The organism is Spirulina sp. CS-785/01, from assembly GCF_028330525.1.
In the GTDB taxonomy this organism is placed as follows: Bacteria; Cyanobacteriota; Cyanobacteriia; order Cyanobacteriales; family Spirulinaceae; genus JAQMSD01.
Map to the genome: position 1 here is coordinate 35,809 of NZ_JAQMSD010000164.1, position 16,723 is coordinate 52,531.

13 protein-coding genes are annotated in these 16,723 nt (G+C 43.7%); 2 read left to right on the forward strand and 11 right to left on the reverse strand.

Features of this window, described 5'->3' with window-relative positions; all coding sequences use genetic code 11:
* Positions 1-364: 364 nt before the first annotated feature.
* The 3 genes from PN462_RS11000 to PN462_RS11010 all read right to left on the reverse strand — a co-directional run bounded on the left by PN462_RS11000 (position 365) and on the right by PN462_RS11010 (position 1,608).
* Entirely contained in the window at positions 365-646 is a 282-nt protein-coding gene (locus tag PN462_RS11000; RefSeq protein ID WP_272128248.1) for a type II toxin-antitoxin system RelE family toxin, read from the reverse strand.
* Entirely contained in the window at positions 639-902 is a 264-nt protein-coding gene (locus PN462_RS11005) for a type II toxin-antitoxin system Phd/YefM family antitoxin (RefSeq protein ID WP_272128249.1), read from the reverse strand. The genes PN462_RS11000 and PN462_RS11005 overlap by 8 nt, the downstream gene beginning before the upstream one ends.
* Before the next feature lie 67 nt (positions 903-969).
* On the reverse strand, positions 970-1,608 hold the full coding sequence (locus PN462_RS11010; protein ID WP_272128250.1) for a Uma2 family endonuclease: 639 nt from the start codon (positions 1,606-1,608) through the stop codon (positions 970-972).
* 27 nt (positions 1,609-1,635) lie between these two features.
* Between PN462_RS11010 and PN462_RS11015 the strand changes: the two genes are divergently transcribed.
* Together PN462_RS11015 and PN462_RS11020 are read left to right on the forward strand one after the other, a co-directional pair.
* Positions 1,636-3,435, forward strand: a complete 1,800-nt coding sequence (locus PN462_RS11015) for a ShlB/FhaC/HecB family hemolysin secretion/activation protein (protein WP_272128252.1) — start codon at positions 1,636-1,638, stop codon at positions 3,433-3,435.
* A 65-nt stretch (positions 3,436-3,500) separates the two neighbouring features.
* Positions 3,501-6,188, forward strand: coding sequence for a CHAT domain-containing protein (locus PN462_RS11020; RefSeq protein ID WP_272128253.1), 2,688 nt, complete (start codon positions 3,501-3,503; stop codon positions 6,186-6,188).
* Here the strand turns inward: PN462_RS11020 and PN462_RS11025 are convergent.
* From PN462_RS11025 to PN462_RS11060, 8 genes are all read right to left on the reverse strand, one after another.
* Positions 6,185-6,967: a DUF928 domain-containing protein gene (locus tag PN462_RS11025; protein ID WP_272128254.1), complete on the reverse strand. Its 783-nt coding sequence runs from the start codon at positions 6,965-6,967 to the stop codon at positions 6,185-6,187. The two genes, PN462_RS11020 and PN462_RS11025, sit on opposite strands and share 4 nt — an antisense overlap.
* Positions 6,964-9,345 (reverse strand): CHASE2 domain-containing protein, encoded by a 2,382-nt coding sequence (locus PN462_RS11030; protein ID WP_272128255.1) that lies wholly within the window; start codon positions 9,343-9,345, stop codon positions 6,964-6,966. The genes PN462_RS11025 and PN462_RS11030 overlap by 4 nt, the downstream gene beginning before the upstream one ends.
* Positions 9,346-9,469: 124 nt before the next feature.
* On the reverse strand, positions 9,470-10,948 hold the full coding sequence (locus PN462_RS11035; RefSeq protein ID WP_272128256.1) for a DUF1822 family protein: 1,479 nt from the start codon (positions 10,946-10,948) through the stop codon (positions 9,470-9,472).
* Between the two features lie 48 nt (positions 10,949-10,996).
* Positions 10,997-12,241: a hypothetical protein gene (locus tag PN462_RS11040; protein WP_272128257.1), complete on the reverse strand. Its 1,245-nt coding sequence runs from the start codon at positions 12,239-12,241 to the stop codon at positions 10,997-10,999.
* Between the two features lie 303 nt (positions 12,242-12,544).
* A complete protein-coding gene (locus PN462_RS11045; RefSeq protein ID WP_272128259.1) occupies positions 12,545-13,480 on the reverse strand; it encodes a glycosyltransferase in 936 nt (311 codons plus the stop codon).
* A gap of 46 nt (positions 13,481-13,526) precedes the next feature.
* On the reverse strand, positions 13,527-14,285 hold the full coding sequence (locus tag PN462_RS11050; RefSeq protein WP_272128260.1) for a hypothetical protein: 759 nt from the start codon (positions 14,283-14,285) through the stop codon (positions 13,527-13,529).
* Positions 14,286-14,314: 29 nt separating this feature from the next.
* Positions 14,315-15,130, reverse strand: a complete 816-nt coding sequence (locus PN462_RS11055; RefSeq protein WP_272128261.1) for a hypothetical protein — start codon at positions 15,128-15,130, stop codon at positions 14,315-14,317.
* A gap of 61 nt (positions 15,131-15,191) precedes the next feature.
* Positions 15,192-16,723 (reverse strand): hypothetical protein (locus tag PN462_RS11060; RefSeq protein ID WP_272128262.1); only part of this gene is annotated, 1,532 nt, incomplete at its 5' end.

Genomic DNA, 16,723 nt, shown 5'->3' on the forward strand with positions numbered 1-16,723 from the left:
TATATTGTGGCACATCAACAATTTTGAAAGAAACCCGGTTTCTTGAACTACAGTGAAATTCCCATATCTGCCAAAAATTTCATTGCATTAACTCCACTGGTTTATCTGTTTGATCCCAGTCTCAATGGGGAGGTCAATTTACGCACTCCTTGATCAAGGACAAGGAATTGATTACAAGATAGTAATTCAGCAATTAAAAGAGAAATCACAAAAATTAAAAGAAATGCAGACAACAGATTTAAAATAAAGATGCTCAATCTGTTAATGAGTCAGTTCATGAGACGGAACAGAGTGTTTATGATCGGTTAGCCGAGATAGGAGCAATTGGTGTTGCTAAGAATTTACCCCCTGATCTTAGCAAAAATTATGTTAACAAACGCGCTAGTTTTTTATAAACTTCATCATCATTTCGTTTATCTACTAAAATCACTTCTACTAAGTCCTCTTCGGGGTTAAATCGATAAACGATCCGATATTCACCACTATCAACCCGATAATAACCCGGATAACCTTTTAACGGTTTGCTGTCATTAGGTAAAGGGTTTACGTTGAGAGATAAAGTTTTTTTGGCAATTTGAGCAGCAATTTTAGGTTGTAAACCTTTTAAGAAATCTAAAACTGCCTCTAACCCGTCTAGTTTAGCCATTCGCCAACTTCTCTAATGTAGTGGTAAACGCTTCACTCCCTACCATTGAAGATTGACTTAGGGCGTTTTCTGCTGCCTGTCCCCAGTGTAAATCCTCTAATTCTTCGAGTCGGGTCACGAGTTGCTGATAAGCCTCTGCTGACAGAATAACATGGCTAGGGCGTTTTTGCTTGGTGATCAGCACGGGTTCAACTGTTGCTTGATCAAAGACTTCCCCATGTTGATTCCGCGTTTGGGTCAAGGTGTAGCTTTTCATAGTTATGAGGGGTTGAGGATTATCTTGAACATTATGTCTATAATAGCAAAAATGTACATTTTTTTAATTAATAGTTTGTCCTGACCCAATTTTTAAAATGTTGAATGGCTTGACTACTGCCAGAAGTTTTGCTTTGCTGGACATATTGATTGACTAATTCAATGATCGGAATCTCAGGAAAATTAGGACTATAATTTGCTTCTCTATATTGTCCATTTTGTAGTAAATTAATCTGGAGTCCAGTGGCAGAATATCGCCATAATTCCAACCCCCCTAAACGCTGATAATTGTCTAATTGAGTCCGTGATGTTAAATCAATTTCTATGGCTAAATCCGGCGGAGGATCAAGGGTCATATCTAAACGGTTTTTGCCAATGACTGCGGCTTGATTTTGAATATAAAAACAAGCATCGGGTTCAACGGCCTGTGTCATGAGTTCATTTTTTAAAGTGGTTGAACCCAAGGTTTCATAATTCCTGCCTTGTTCGCTGAGTAAAATTTTGCTCATGTCGCCAATGATTTCTTTGGCTTTTTCATGTTCAGGGAGGGGGACTCTAATTTCTAGTAAACCATTACTATAAGAAAATCTGGCAGCGCGATGTTCTCCAAATTCAGTTAAAATACTTTCAAATTGCTGCCAGCTAATATCTTCTAGTAAGAGTTGTTGCCCTGCTTGTAGCTTTAATTGTCGTAATTCCAATAACATCTTGTTTTCCCTTATTCAATTGTCAATATGAATCGCCAACTGTCAAATACTCAACTAGGAACTTTTTTTGCTTCTTTTGGGGTGGGTGCAACGATCGCGCTTTTCCCCCATTCCATATTAGCCCAAACACCTCCCAATCCCGAACTCCGACCCCCCACCCCTAACCGCGAAACCCCCACTCTCCCTAACAGGGAAACCCCGGAATTGCGACAAGGGGAGGAGAGTTTCTTTAATACTGATGCGGCCACAGAATGCGAGATAGAAACCGCCACAAAACCAGAAAAATTGTTAGAGACTATCCCACCCCCAACTGGGGAAAGAGGCGCGATGACAAACCCACCTAACTCCCTCACTCTAGAGTTTATCGGCAATCGGGTTTATAGTGACGGCCAACTCCAACAACTCCTAGAAGATCAGCAAATTCCCACCCAACCTGACTCCTTCCCCCAAGTCCTCGCAGCGGCCTCGGCAATTACAAAATATTACAATGATACGGGATATATTAACTCCTATGCCGTTCCCCCACCGCAAACGGTGACAGATGGCGCAATTAAAATTGTGGTGATTGAAGGGGGGATTGAAACGATTCGACTGATCCGGGAGAATAATAGGAGTCGGCTTAGGGATAATTATATTTGCGATCGCATCGCCGCAGCCACTACCCCCCTCAACCTCACCCAACTCCTCGACACCCTACGACAACTCCAACTCAACCCCCTCATCAAAAGTATATCCGCAGAATTAACCCCCAGTGCGCGGTTAGAAAGTCATCACCTCAACCTCCGCTTCCAAGAAGCCAAAACCCTCACCGCCAGCACCACCCTCGCTAACAGTCGGCCCCCCAGTGTTGGGGGGTTTCGTCGTCGCGGCCAACTCACCCAAGCCAACCTCTTAGGGTTAGGAGACAGTCTCACCGTGGGTTACAGCAACACCGACGGGAGTAACGCCTTTGACATCAACTACACCCTCCCCATCAACCCCCAAAATGGCACAGTTACCCTCGCCTATGGTACAGCCTCCAGTGGGGTGATTGAAGACCCTTTTAAAGCCTTAAACTTACTCGGAGACTCCCAATATTTTGACTTCACCTTCCGTCAACCCCTCCATCAAACCGCCAGCGAAGCAGTTGCACTCAGTGTCACGGCCTCCCGTAGAAATAGTCAAACCTCAATTTTAGGCTTTAACTTCCCCCTCTCCCCAGGGGCCGACGCAGAGGGAAAAACGCGACTCTCTGCCCTGCGTTTTGGGGTAGAGTGGGAACAACTCAGCGATGTAGAAGTTTTCGCTTTGCGGGGCCAAGTGAGTGTCGGGTTAGATATCTTCAATGCAACCATTAACTCTGACTCCCCCGATAGTCGCTTCCTCTCCACCCAAATACAAAGTCTCTGGTTACGCAGTTTAGCCCCCGATACCCTCCTATTATTACAGGGAAACCTACAATTAGCAGATCGGCCTCTCCTCTCTCAAGAACAGTTTACCTTGGGCGGGTTAGGGAATGTGCGCGGTTATCGCCAGGATGCCTTTTTACGGGATAATGGGGCGTTTGCGTCGGTGGAGGTGCAATATCCCCTCTGGGGCAACTCTGAGGCGAATTGGGGCGTTTTACAGGTGACTCCCTTTCTTGATTTTGGCACAGCCTGGAATCATGGGGAAACCACCGAGGCACAAACGTTATTATCCATTGGCACGGGATTACGCTGGTCGATTGGCGACCACACATCGGCTACAATTTACTGGGGTATTCCTCTAATTGATATTGCAGGACGAGAGGCAACATGGCAAGACAATGGCATTCATTTCGTAATTCAATCCCAAGGCGGATTTTAAAGCAATTGGGGCGATTTTTTGGCCTTTGTCTGTGTAGTCTCTTGCTCATTCTTGGGGTATCCACAGTGACGGTTTCCCAAGTTTCTCCCCCTGCAACGGAAATCGACAGTTTAGAAGCCAGTTTAGTGGAGTATCGTCAACAGGGGGATATTCTCAACCAAGCGGCCACGTTGAGTAATTTATCTCTTGCCTATCAACAACAGGGGAATTGGCAAGAGGCTGAGAATAGCATACAACAAAGTTTGGGTTTGTTGGCGGATTATCCGGTGACAAGGGCGAGGGAGGAGGTTTATGCAGAAACCAATAATATTTTAGGCCGTTTATATTTTGCTAAGGGGGAGTTCGATCGCGCTTTAACGGCTTGGGAAAATACGGTGAATCTTTACACTAATTTAGCACAACCCATAGGGGTGCAACGGGGGTTAATTAATCAAGGGAAAGCGATGCAGGAGTTGGGGCTGTTTGATCGCGCTTGTACGGTATTATTACAGGCAACGGGGTTAAAAGGTCAGTTAGAAGGGGTTGAGGGGATTAGTTATTTAGATTGTCAGGCATTTATTGAATGGCAAACACAGTCTGAGGGACTAAATTTATCCTCTCTTTCTCCTAGCATTACTCAGGTTATCGGGTTAAGACGATTAGGAGATATTTTACGACCTATTGGGGAATTTGACTTAGCTCAAACCATTTTAGAGCAGAGTCAACAAATGGCGCAAAAATTGGGGGATAGAGAGCAAGAGTCTCTCACTATACTGAGTTTAGCAAATTTAGAACGGGCTAGGGGCGATCGCGCCAAAGGCCAACAAGATGCCGCAGGTTCACTCCGCTTTTCCATTACCTTCTGTCCTCAACTCCCAGAAACCGGATATAACCAGGCAAAAGAACATTATCAAGAGGCGATAAGATTATATAAAAATGCTGCTCAATTGACCCATTCAACTGTTCAATTTAAAGCAGAAGTTAATCAGCTTAGTCTCTTATTAAAGCTCAATAATCCTGTAGCAGCTAATCCTTTAATTCAAACAATTTCTCAACAAATAACACCAGAATTTATTAAAAATCAACGAGGGATAGATTATAGTTTAGTTAATTATGCCCAAAGTTTAGCTTGTTTACAACAAAAGTTAAGTTATAAGAGTTTAGATAATCAAAAAACTTGGCAATTCATTCATGATTTATTGTCCAGAACTATTGAGCATAGTAAACAACGACAAGACTGGAAAGCATTAGCTTATACATCAGGATATTTAGGTCATTTATATGAACAAGAATATCAAGTTAATTCCTCTAACCCTGAATTACTTAAAAAAGCAAAAAAATATACAATAGAAGGGCTAATAAATGCCCAGTCGGGAAAACAAGATGCTGCTACTATTGCTTATCAATGGCAATGGCAACTAGGTCGCATTTTAAAAACAGAAAAACAAGCCGGTTTTGATATTTCTCAAAGCAACATTATTAGCACTTATAAAGCAGCATTTAATACATTACAAGTTTTGCGAAATGATTTACTTGCGTTTAATCAAGAAATTCAGTATAATTTTAGAGATAAAGTTGAACCCGTTTACCGAGAATTAGCCGATTTATTATTAACTCCAGTTAATAACCAACCTATTTCTCAACCGAATTTAAGAGAAGCAAGGCAAGTAATAGAAGCGTTACAACTAGCTGAACTTGATGACTTTTTTCAAAATCCTTGTACATCAGTCAATCAAGAAAGTATAGAGGGGTTAGACCAAAAAACAGCTATCCTTTATACCATTATTCTTAAAGATAGAATAGAAACTATTATCAACTTACCCAAGCAAAATGAGTTAGAACACTCAAGTTATAAAATACAATGGGAGGTAGCACAAAGTTGGTTAGAAGAATTACAAAAGGCACTAGGTGAACCGAATGGAACAAACCGAGTTCAAACCAATTCTCAAGAAATTTATAAATGGTTAATTAAGCCAATTCTATCTACCTTGCAAACGCAACAAGTTAAAATCTTAACCTTTGTTTTAGACTCGCCCTTGCGGAATATTCCTATGGCGACGTTATACAATGAAGCAGGACATTATTTAATTGAAGATTATGCAGTATCTCTTGCACCTGGTTTACAGTTAGTCGATCCTAACGTTTTAGAAAGAGAACAATTACAAGCTATTTTAGCAGGTTTAACAGAGTCTAGGTTCGGATATGCACCGTTAAGAAATGTGAGTGGTCAACTCGAAAGCGTTAGTGCAGTAATCCCTAGAGAAAGTAATATTTTATTAAATGATAATTTTACGCAAAATGATTTTCAAGAGCAAGTGAAATCCTCTGCAAGTCCTATTGTTCATTTAGCCACTCACGGTCAATTTAGTTCGCAAGCTGAAAATACGTTTATTGTCACATGGGATAACCGCATTAATGTTAGAGAATTAAGACAGTTTCTGAAAGGACAAGAGCAAACCCGCCAAAACCCTATAGAATTACTGGTTTTGGCGGCTTGCGAAACGGCTCAGGGAGATAAGCGAGCCGCATTAGGACTGGCTGGTGTTGCTGTAGAAGCAGGAGCAAGAAGTACCTTAGCGACCCTCTGGAAAGTCGTTGCTGATGAGTCACCGAACAAAATACTGACTGAATTTTACAGACAGTTACAAGACCCCACAGTGAGTAAAGCAGAAGCCTTACAAGCGGCTCAACTAAAATTTATCAATGATGACCGTCGCCGAAACCGTCGTCCTTATATTTGGTCGCCCTATATTTTAATTGGGAATTGGCTCTAATCGCCCAAAATCTCTACAATTGGCTCTTGTGTTAAATGAGAACGGTCAATTTGTTCTAATAGTTGTTGCCAATAACTGGCGATCGCAGCATCATTAGGATTAGCATAATACAATCTTCCCAATTCCGTCAGAGTTTCCAGTAAGACCCCCTCATCCGCATATAATTGAGCGCGTTCCAAGGCCGTCAGATCATCCAGAGGTTGTTCTAAAGGAGGATAATGTTCCAACCATCCCTCCACATAATCATCTGTAGATTCCTCGATATCACATTTAATTTTGAAAAACCAATGATAGAGTTGTCCCCGGTCTAAAGTAACAGTGTCCGGTAACTTTAACCCAACGATACCAGGAGTTTGCTGAAGCTGAAAGCGAATGGGGTCGTGGACTTGTTTTCCCTGTTCATCCTGTAAAATAAACTCAACCCAAGCTCCTGCTTCATAGGGAACATAAAACCAAAGGGTAGGACGAGCAGAGGTTGTAGTTGCCCATACCTCGTACTGTTCGGGATTTTCTAACACTAATGCTGATAGAGGTAAAAACGCTGTTGTTGTTTCATCTCTAGAACAAAGGCCATAAGTCCCTGAACCTTCACCAACTCCTTCTCTCGGACTTCCTCTGTCGGGTGCGTCAGGTCGGTTAAAAATAATTAAGGGATTATCTCTAGACTCATTCTCCAACTCTAATGGCTGTGCCATAATGGAAGGTAAACTAGGGGAAAACCCCCACAATAGGACTGTACTACTCACAAGGATAGTTAAGGGAAATTGAATAAGTTTCATAGTTTTTGAGCAAAATGACGAGGATATGACTGTATTTTTCTTGAAGGTATGGGAAGCAATTTCAAAGCAACTTCAGCCCCAAAAATTCCCATAGCTGCTGGAATCAAAGGAATCCATCCTCCTTGAAGAAAGAGCAAATAACAAACTCCGGTTAAGAGTATAACTGTAACGCCTTGAGCTAATCTGAGGAAACGGGGATAACGGATTAAAAGAGTTAAAACTACCCCAACTGTTGACCACACAAAAATCCAAATAATTTCTATCCATTGACTCCACGACCAAATTAATGTTCTCCCTTCTAATACAGCACTGAGTAATTGGCTGAGTTGCTGTGCTTCTATAAAAATTCCTTGAATCTCCTCACCGTAGGGAGTCCGAAACAATTTAGCATAACTACTTTCTGTTGTACCGATTAAAATAATCGGAGACTCATATTCTTGTAGCCAACGTTCCGGTATTCCATTTTCTAAAATATCTCGTAAAGATAACTTATGAAATGCTGTCTCTGGACGAGAGTAAGCTCGATAATTAATCATTATCTGATATCCTCTCGCATCAATACCTTGATATCCACTGGTATGACGAGTTAATCCTTGTATGGTAAGTTCTTTCCATTGCCAATCTTCTTGAGAGTTTGAAGACAATTGAATATTGTGAATCCGTGAAAGATAGTCAAGTGCGATCGCGCTACTAAAAGAGAATTTACTTGGACAAGGAGTAGCGTCCTGCTGAGTTAAAAGAACACGACGGACTGTACCATCTCCATCTTTCAAAAAATTATTAAATCCTGATTGACGGGGAGAAAGATTAGAGGGTGAAGCTACTCCCTGATTATTATTATCATCTTCGACAGAGGCAGCTTTACAAGTAATGTAAAAATGCTGGTTCTGTTGTACTTGGCGGGCTAATCTCTTGTTTAAACCATGAGGTCGATAAATGTTTAACCCAATGGTCGGAGACTGGAATTGATTCAACTTATCTAATAACAAAAGCAGTGCTTGATCAGAAATTGAGCCATTTCTCTCCATATTACGCTCATCCTGATAGGCAATATCTTCTGCATCAACTGTGACTAATAAAATGCGGGGGTCTTTCTGCACTTCTCCTGGTTGTAACCGCATAAATTGGTCATAGGCCCAAAGTTCAAAGGGTTGCAACCATCCCAGCGATCGCAATCCCACAATCCCCCCTGTCACTAGCACTGTAGCCAACACCCCCAGTTGCACCCGTTTTCCCCAAGATACCGGACGAAACCCAGACTGGGGCGGAGAAACGGGCATTTTTTCCACCCTTTCCTCCCCCTGTCGCATCTTGGGCCACGTTAACTCCTCCGCTTGGGGATGTTGGCATAAAACAGGCAACCAACTCACGCAAGGATAACGGTTTTCTAACCCGTGTAAGCGTTCTCTGGCCTCTCGGACTGCTGTATAAAGAGGTTTTTGCTCTTGGGCAAAGGCTGTGAGGAAATACTCTAAAAAGCGTTGTGCGGCTTCATCGGGGATGCGTTCCCGCATGACAATAATGGCAGGGATTTGCAGATCGGACAAGTCCCTCGCTAACTGTAAGCCGTCGCAGGAGTTGAAAATGGCCAGCTTTAACCCTTGGGAAATAGCCTGCCTCAAGGCATATTTTAAGTCCTTAATGGTCAAACTTTCGGTTTCATTGATAAAAAACCGTCCCGCTTGACGACTGGTACTATGGCCCGCAAAAAAGAGAATATCTGCTTGTTGTTGCCATAATGCGTTATTAATGGTTTCCCGACGACTGGCGATTAATGGCTCAAGAATCTTGGCATCGTTGGGTAAATTATCTTGTAACAAGTTTAAATCTGCATCCACATTGATATCGGTGGCTTCCCCTAAAATGGTTAAGAGACGAACGTGAGTCTGCTGGGGGCGATTAACCGGAGTGAAAGGGTTTTGGGCGATGTGCAGGGCAATATCGGAGTTCGGATAGCGTTGAAAGAGATCGCAGAGATGCCAGGGTAACTGCCAGAGGATGTTATCATTGGCGCGGATGAGGAAACGAATGCGATCGCGCTCTTGCAAATAAGACAACAACCCCTCCCGCACCGGACGAAACCGCCCATCAGCACCATTTAACCAGTCATTCAACCGCACTTCTAACGCCTTAGCCGAATCCTGAACAGAAATGTGCGTCACTTCCTCCTCAACCACCTCCAAAGCGCGATAAACCCCCATTCCTTGCGTTCCATAGGCCGCTTGCCAATCCCGGTATAATTGGGGAATTTCAGGGGCCGGCGGTAATTCCCCATCAATCTCAATGTCCGGTTGATGATTAACTTGAATGCGGAGACTGACGAGAAATCCCCGTTCAAAGTCCCCCGCACCAATTTTAAATTGAACAATCTTAATCATTTTTATAGTTGATAGTTGATAGTTGATAATTGATAGTTAATCGGAGTGAGAAACCGGGTTTCTGTTCCAAATGGGCATCTTTATTTAAAAGTGGCATAAGAAACCCGGTTTCTATAGTTACTCCCTAAATAACAAACCGTTCCGTCATACTGTACTCATCTAACGAGACTGTTATCCCGAAATGATCGCCCTTTTGACCACGGAAACTTAACTGCATCGCAATATCTGCCGTTCGGGTTTCTTCTTGGCGTAAAGTTTGACCCATTTCATCTAAAATAGCTAGTTTTAAACGTTCCGGTAAATACGCCTCACCCAACGGACAAACCCGTAAATGAATATTAACTTTCTCATTGGCCTCCGGTAATAACGTGATAATTAAAGACACTTGTGTTTGCTCGAAACGCATCCCAAAATCAATCACCTTCACCCGTCGGACTCCTGCTTGGGGGTTAGTGGGATCAATTTTACCTAAACTTACTGCCGCTTGTCGGCGAATATCTCCATCGGTAGCAGTTTGTCTTTGTTCACTTAACGCTGCAATGGCCGCTGGATGACCATAACCAATTTGACCTAATAAATAAAGTGTTGAAAGGGTTGTTTCTTTATCTGGATTACTTCTTAATAACGCTAATAACCCCGGTACAGCTTGGGGAAACCCGGCCACTTCATCCCGAAAACGAGGAGTCCCCGCAAAGCGATAGGCAAACTCCGGTTGTCCCAAGGTTTCTAACAAGTCCTCCACCGTTTGCCAACTTTGATCAGTCCAAGTCTGCACATTACTCACCACCGTATTAAACCAACTTTGTAACGGGGTGGCAACATCCACCACTTGCTCACTGAGGAGGACTTCGGGACTGGGGGTGGATGTTGTGACTTGGGACAAGCGACGCTGATATAATGCTTGTCTCCATTGTGAATTGCTGATCAATGCCCCCCACTGAGGAAAAGGGAGCAATAAACGAGGGGTGATAGCATCACTTTCACTAAGGTGTTCTAATAATTCCCTTGCTTGGGTGAAGGATAGGGAGGGGAGAGGACTTAACGCCACTTGACGACTACCCACAAATTGACGGGCGAGAAATAATAAGCTGATATCGTCGGTGAGGTCTTGCAGAGGGAGTTCATAGAGGCGTTCTTCTGCATTGTAACGGGCAATTTCTTTACAGTCTCGATGGGTTGCATAGCCCAAAAATTCTAACCCGCAATCTTCCTCCCTTTCGTCTAATTCGAGATGAACAAAAAGATAATAGTCGGCGGCAAAGTCAGGAATATCCACCCATTCTTGGCTAATGGAAAAGGTGTCGCAGTCTTCCTCATCTGTGGGAATGATGACTAAACGAGTGTCTCCCATTTGCAGGACTGTTCCGTCTAAAATATCCCACAAACTGGAAAGTTCTGTAATGTAGGAGGTGCAAGTTTCGCCAGAAGTCTCCTGTAACCAAGGCAGCAAGGTGGCGGTACTCAAGGCATTGAGATAGGCATTCCAAGCGGTACTATTATGATTATGGTTTGCCGCTTCTTGTTCTGCTTGTTGTATGGCAGTCTGAGGGCAAGAGAGATAGAGCAAGGGGGTTTTTTCAGTACGTTGGGCGAGATTCATCATTATTGTAAACTCCAATCTGAGATGTTAGGTATAAGAGGTTTAAGGGGTTTAAAGGTTTTGCAACCACAGGGCAACGGCTTTGTCAAATTTTTTGCGCTGTGCCGTTGTTAAGCAAGGAAGATCAAGGAGCAGGAGGAAGCTGTTGTGCAACCAATGGGTTAGGGTTTCAATAACGCGCTGCTCAAGGGGAGGGGTTAGCTGTTTTTGCTTGGGGGAGAGGACATTGTGAAAAATCCATTGATGACAGTAATCTCGGAGAACGCCATCTAGGGCTTTTTGGTTGTCTTTGGCGAGGGCTTGAAATTGGGGATTTTTTTCTAGGGGGGTATTACTCTCCTCGTTAAAATGACTCCAGAAGCTCTCGCGTAATTCCTCGGCAAATTCTTGAATACATTGGATAAAGAGACTAATTTTCAGGGTTTTAAATTGCCGGGCTAGAACATATTGGGCAATGTTTTTCTGATTAGCTTGTAAGAGTTGGGCTGTTCCTGACTGCATCAGGTTTAAGCCATAACTGATCAAGAGGCTTGCCCAGAGGGTGATGTTGGTTTTACCCAAGGTGGGTTTATGGGAGAGTTTCGCTTTTTGTTCGAGTTTGGTTAACTCCCGTTCAATGATTTGCAGGATACGTTCTTGGCTGAGTTTCTGCTCACTCTGGGAGTCTTGGGTTTCTTGGTCTTTGATGGTTTGCTCTTGTAGTTGTTTTTTTTGACGGTTGGGGAATTCCTCCTCTTGAGGGTCGCTGGTTTGTTCGAGGGATAAAATGATTAATTTGTCGCCTTGTCCGTTTTTTTGGTTTAACCAATGCTTGATCTGACGATAGACCAAGGTTCTGATGTAGTTTTTGGTGGATTGGCTAGGGTCAAAGTTTTTGAAGGTGTTGCACGCCTCCTCTACGGTTTCAAAGGGGGCTGTGGCGACCGCAAAGACATCGGGCCAACTGGCTAAAGGGTAGAGGTATTTGACTTTTCGCCAGAGTTTTTTGGTGATCCAAAAGCAGGTTTCTTGGTAAAAGCAGAGTAGGGCTTTTTGGGCGGTTTGTCGGTTGGATTGGGGTTGAGAGGGGTCTCGGAGGGTGGTGAGAAAATCAATCAGCCAGTCTTTGTCCTCTCGTTGGGGAGAGGTGGCGATGATTTGTTGAAGCTGCGATTGGAATTTGCGATCGCAGGCCCATTGAGACCGAACCCGACCCTGCAAGGGTTCAAACACTAACAGGGTTGAGAAACGGGCCACCCTATCTCGCCGACGGGGAGGATAAAAGGGAACTTCGTTATCACTCGCGTGTAAAGCCATCCGGGATTACTCCTTGGGAATGATCACACAAGGGGAGAGGACAGAAAATATGGACTTCACTGGGAAGCATCAGGGTTGTTCTGTCTCATCCTTGACTTGGTTCTATTTGTATCTTTAGGAAAGCCCGGAAAATTATGCAATCTTTAGCAGAAGTTTTTTAAAGGCAGAAGGCAGAGGGCAGAGGGCAGAAGGGTTTAGAAGGCAGAGGGCAGGAGGGTTTAGAAGGCAGAAGGCAGAGGGCAGGAGGGTTTAGAAGGCAGAGGGCTGACCACTAATAGCTGAATGCTTACCTCCTCTGAAGGCTTAAAAATACTCGATCATACTGGCTTTTTCGGGGAGTTGGGCGGTTTGTTGGCCTTCGCTGCGGGCTTGGAAGGTGACTAAATCTAGGGGGGTTCTGACCATATCCAGAAGATTGGCCCGACGTAACAGGAGTTTGACGGTATTTTTGGGGAGGTCTTTGAGTAACCAACGGGTGAGGAGATAGGTGGAATACTTCACGCTAAAAGGACGCATGAGGTCCACGCCGTAGAGATCATGGAGGTAGCGGTTGGATTTGCCGTAGCGTCGCCACTGACTGCGTAATTCGGCGAGGGTAGCCCGGTGACGGTGGCGGATGATGGCTTGGGGGGCTAATTCAATTTGCCATTGACTGTCTTTGAGGATGCGCCAACAGATGTCTGCGTCTCCTCCGGTGGTGAGGTAGGGGCGAAATAAACCGACTTCTTGAAAGATGGCACGACGGATGGCTAGATTGGCAGTTTGGCCGTAGGGGCAAAAGGGGTGGTTGAGGGTGTGTTTTTGGGAGAGGGTGTCTTTTTTGTCGGCGTAGCGTTCTAGAAAGGTATGACTGGGAAGGGCAATGATTTCTCCGGCCACAATGCCGATGTCCGGCTTCTCGAAGGGTTGGAGGAGGTGGGTTAACCAGTTGGGTTGGGGGCGACAGTCTGCGTCGGTGAAGGCGCAGAGTTGCCCCTGGGCGGCGCGGATTCCGGTGTTGCGGGCGGCGTAGGAACTTTGAATGTCGGGTTGGGAGAGGGGACGGAGGGTGAGGTGGTGATCTTGGAAGGTTTGGACGGCTTGCTGGAGGTGATGGGCGGTGCGATCGCTGCTATTATTATCAACCAGCAAATATTCTACTTGGTCGGAGGGATAGGTTTGTTTGAGCAAACAGTCTAGCAGATCACGGAGATCGGCTTCACCGTTATAAATGGGGATAATAACTGAGACTGTAACCATGCGCCTATAGGGAGTTGGGGCAATCCTATCTTAACCTTGAACGGGGTTAAACCCCTAGGCGACTGAGCCAGTTTAATAGTTTTTGCTTAAACTGATATTGTTGCGACCATCCCCCAAATAAAATTTTCCGAAAGAACCAACGACGCAACAAGACAAAGAGTTGTTGTAAGAGCCAAGCTAAAATCGGTTTACCCAATATGCTATACAGAAAAGACGCAATGATTTGCCATAGGGGAAATTCACCCTTTTGCAAAGCATGGATATCCCAAACAATGACTCCCCCAAGAATCAGTAAATAAGGAATCCACGCCAGTTTTTTAAACCAGTCAGTCCAAGCTAATCGTAACGCGGTTAAAAGCTGTTCAATGAGCCAATAATGGGAGATAGTTAAACTTTGAGCCAAGGCTTCATCTTCTAAACAAGTTTGATCAATTTGATAAACAATATCACCGTCAAAGGAAATTAAACTCCGTACCAATGGCTTTACGGCTTGGTTTTGTTCATAATAACTTAAAACATTGAGTCCCAAGGTTAAGCTGTTTCGTTCAGCAAAAAAGAGATAATACCTCAGCACCGAGAGAAACTTTTTCGGGATATAAAGGCGTTGTTCGCTTTCTTTGGCTTGTTGTATCGCGTCTAGGGTTTCTGGGTTAAGATAGAAATGAATGGCCTGTAAATAACTCTGGTGTGAATTGTGCCTTTCTAATAAAAGACGAATATTGCGATTCAAATAAAGATAACGCGCTTCAGGGGGAGAAGTTCGTTGTTTTGAGGTTAAAGAATTCAGCCATCCACGAATAACCACTGCACCACACAGGAAATTTTTAATGCGAATTATGATTTAGTTAACAAATTCCAACCTTTTTCAACCGCTTGCTGCATCAAATCAACGATAAATTCAAATAGGCCACGCCATTGTTTTTCCCCTGCTGCAACACTTTCTTGATGGAGTTTTAAAATTAAGTCTTTATGGGGATGATCTAAGATTTCTTTACTATAGCGAGTGATCATATCGCCATCGAGTTGGATCACGGTTTGAGCATAGATAATATCGGTTTTAATTTCTTGCCCAATGACTTGACGGGATTTATTAGGGGTTTGGGAATCACTCACTTTTTCATCAATACTACGCTGATGGTTGTCAAGACAGGCTTTTAATTCTGACATTTTACGCAGCGATCGCACAAAATGGTTATTTTTTAACAGCGATCGTAATTTCTCCAACTCCCCTGGATTATTTGTCTTTGGATTAGGAAGCGGAATTTGTGCAGGAGGAGCATTCAAATATTGTTTCATACGCTCCTCATAGAGTCCAGACTCCTGATCTGTTGTCACCAGTACATATTCTAACGCCAATTGATTCCGCAAAGACAAATAACGCTTTTGAGTTTCTTCATCAATTCCCCACCGTTGTGCATTCTGTCGATTAATCTCGTAAAGACTACAGTAGGTTTGCCAGGGAATAAACTTATCTCCCGTAATCCGATCAACCACCATCGTATTAATTTCTAAAGCCGTCAAATCCACCACAATCTCACTAATGGATTGAGCAAAATTCCCCAAAATTTGCTCTGGTTTAGATTTTGTATTCGCTCCTTTTTTCGGAGCAGTATTTTGTTTTTTTTCCAGTGGAGAGGGATTAGAGGACATTTTGATTTTGGGTAATGGGTAATTGCTAATTGTGAATTGCTAATTGTGAATTGCTAATTGCTCACTGCTTATTCTCAGAATCAGGTAACTCAAAAATGAAATCATCGCCAAACAAATCATCCTCCCAATTCTCATCAAAAGTTGCAAAATCACTGTCCCCCTCCCCAATTAAAGGATCAGCATCTCCGTTTTCACTATCCCCTAAAATCTCAGAATCCCCAGAACGATCTTCAAGAGGATTAGGATAAGGTTCTAATTCACTCACCGTGAAATCTTCCCAATCTTCCTCCACCACCGACGTATAGTTGTCATTATTCCCATTCTCCGACATCGCAAAAGGATCAATCATTTCATCCCCTTCTTCAGGTTGGGGAGACTCCTCTACCCATGCTCCCCAATCTTCCTCCTCTGATAACTCAAAGGGGTTGACAAAATTCTCCTCTTGTGCATTTACCTCTTGTGTACTGTCTTCCGTTGACGGAGGAGGAGAAGACGTAGGTTGACTGGGAGAACTATCCAACTCCCAATCTTCCTCCATAAACTCAATAAACCCACCCCAATCATCATCTTCTTCCGGTTCAACAGAAGTCGGGGGAGGAGTCACCATCGGTTCTTCCTGTTCCTCCTCATCCTTGGATTCTGTTTCCGGAGGGGGAGGAGTCACCATCGGTTGTTCCGAATCACTCATTTCTGCAAAATCCGGTAACTCCAACTCAGAATCCTCAAACCAAGATGCTTCTGTATCTTCCGTATCTTCTTGTTGTGAGACGATAACATCCCAATCTTCCTCTCCTTCACTATCCCCAAAATCCAGAGATTGTCCTTGAGAGTCGGGTAAATCCGGTTCAGACGTTGCTAAGGTAAAATCATCCCATTGGGTATCATCGGAGTCGGGGAAACCTCCGTCTGTATCGGGTTCTTCTTCCTCCTCACCGACAAACCGATCAATATTAAAGAAATCACTAGACTCCTCACTTTCTCCGGTTTCTTCCTCCACTGAAGACCTTGCTGGAGTTTCTTCTTGTTCCTCCGATTCCACCGTCCGGAAAAATCCAGAGAGGGATTCTTCATCTTCTTCAGGGGATACATTAAACGCAAAATCATCGTCTTCTCCGGTTTCTTCCTCCACTGAAGACCTTGCTGGAGTTTCTTCTTGTTCCTCCGATTCCACCGTCCGGAAAAATCCAGAGAGGGATTCTTCATCTTCTTCTGACGGGGACTCAAAATCAACATTAGAAGGATTATCCCATGCTTCAATTTGTAAATCATCCTCTGAAGATTCAGAGAAATCTAAAGATTCTAGAGATTCTTCTGGCCAATCTGAACTGGTAAAGATTGTATCTTGAAACTCGTCTTCTTGTTCCTCTGACGACGGTTGAGGTTCACTTTCGGTACTCTTTTCTAACCAATCGTCTCCTAGTGATAAGTCTCCACTATCTTCTAAGGATAAGTCTTCACTTTCTGCACTAGGTTGAGGGGTTTCTGTGCTATCTTCTAACCAATCGTCTCCTAGTGATAAGTCTCCACTATCTTCTAAGGATAAGTCTTCACTTTCTGCACTAGGTTGAGGGGTTTCTGTGCTATCTTCTAACC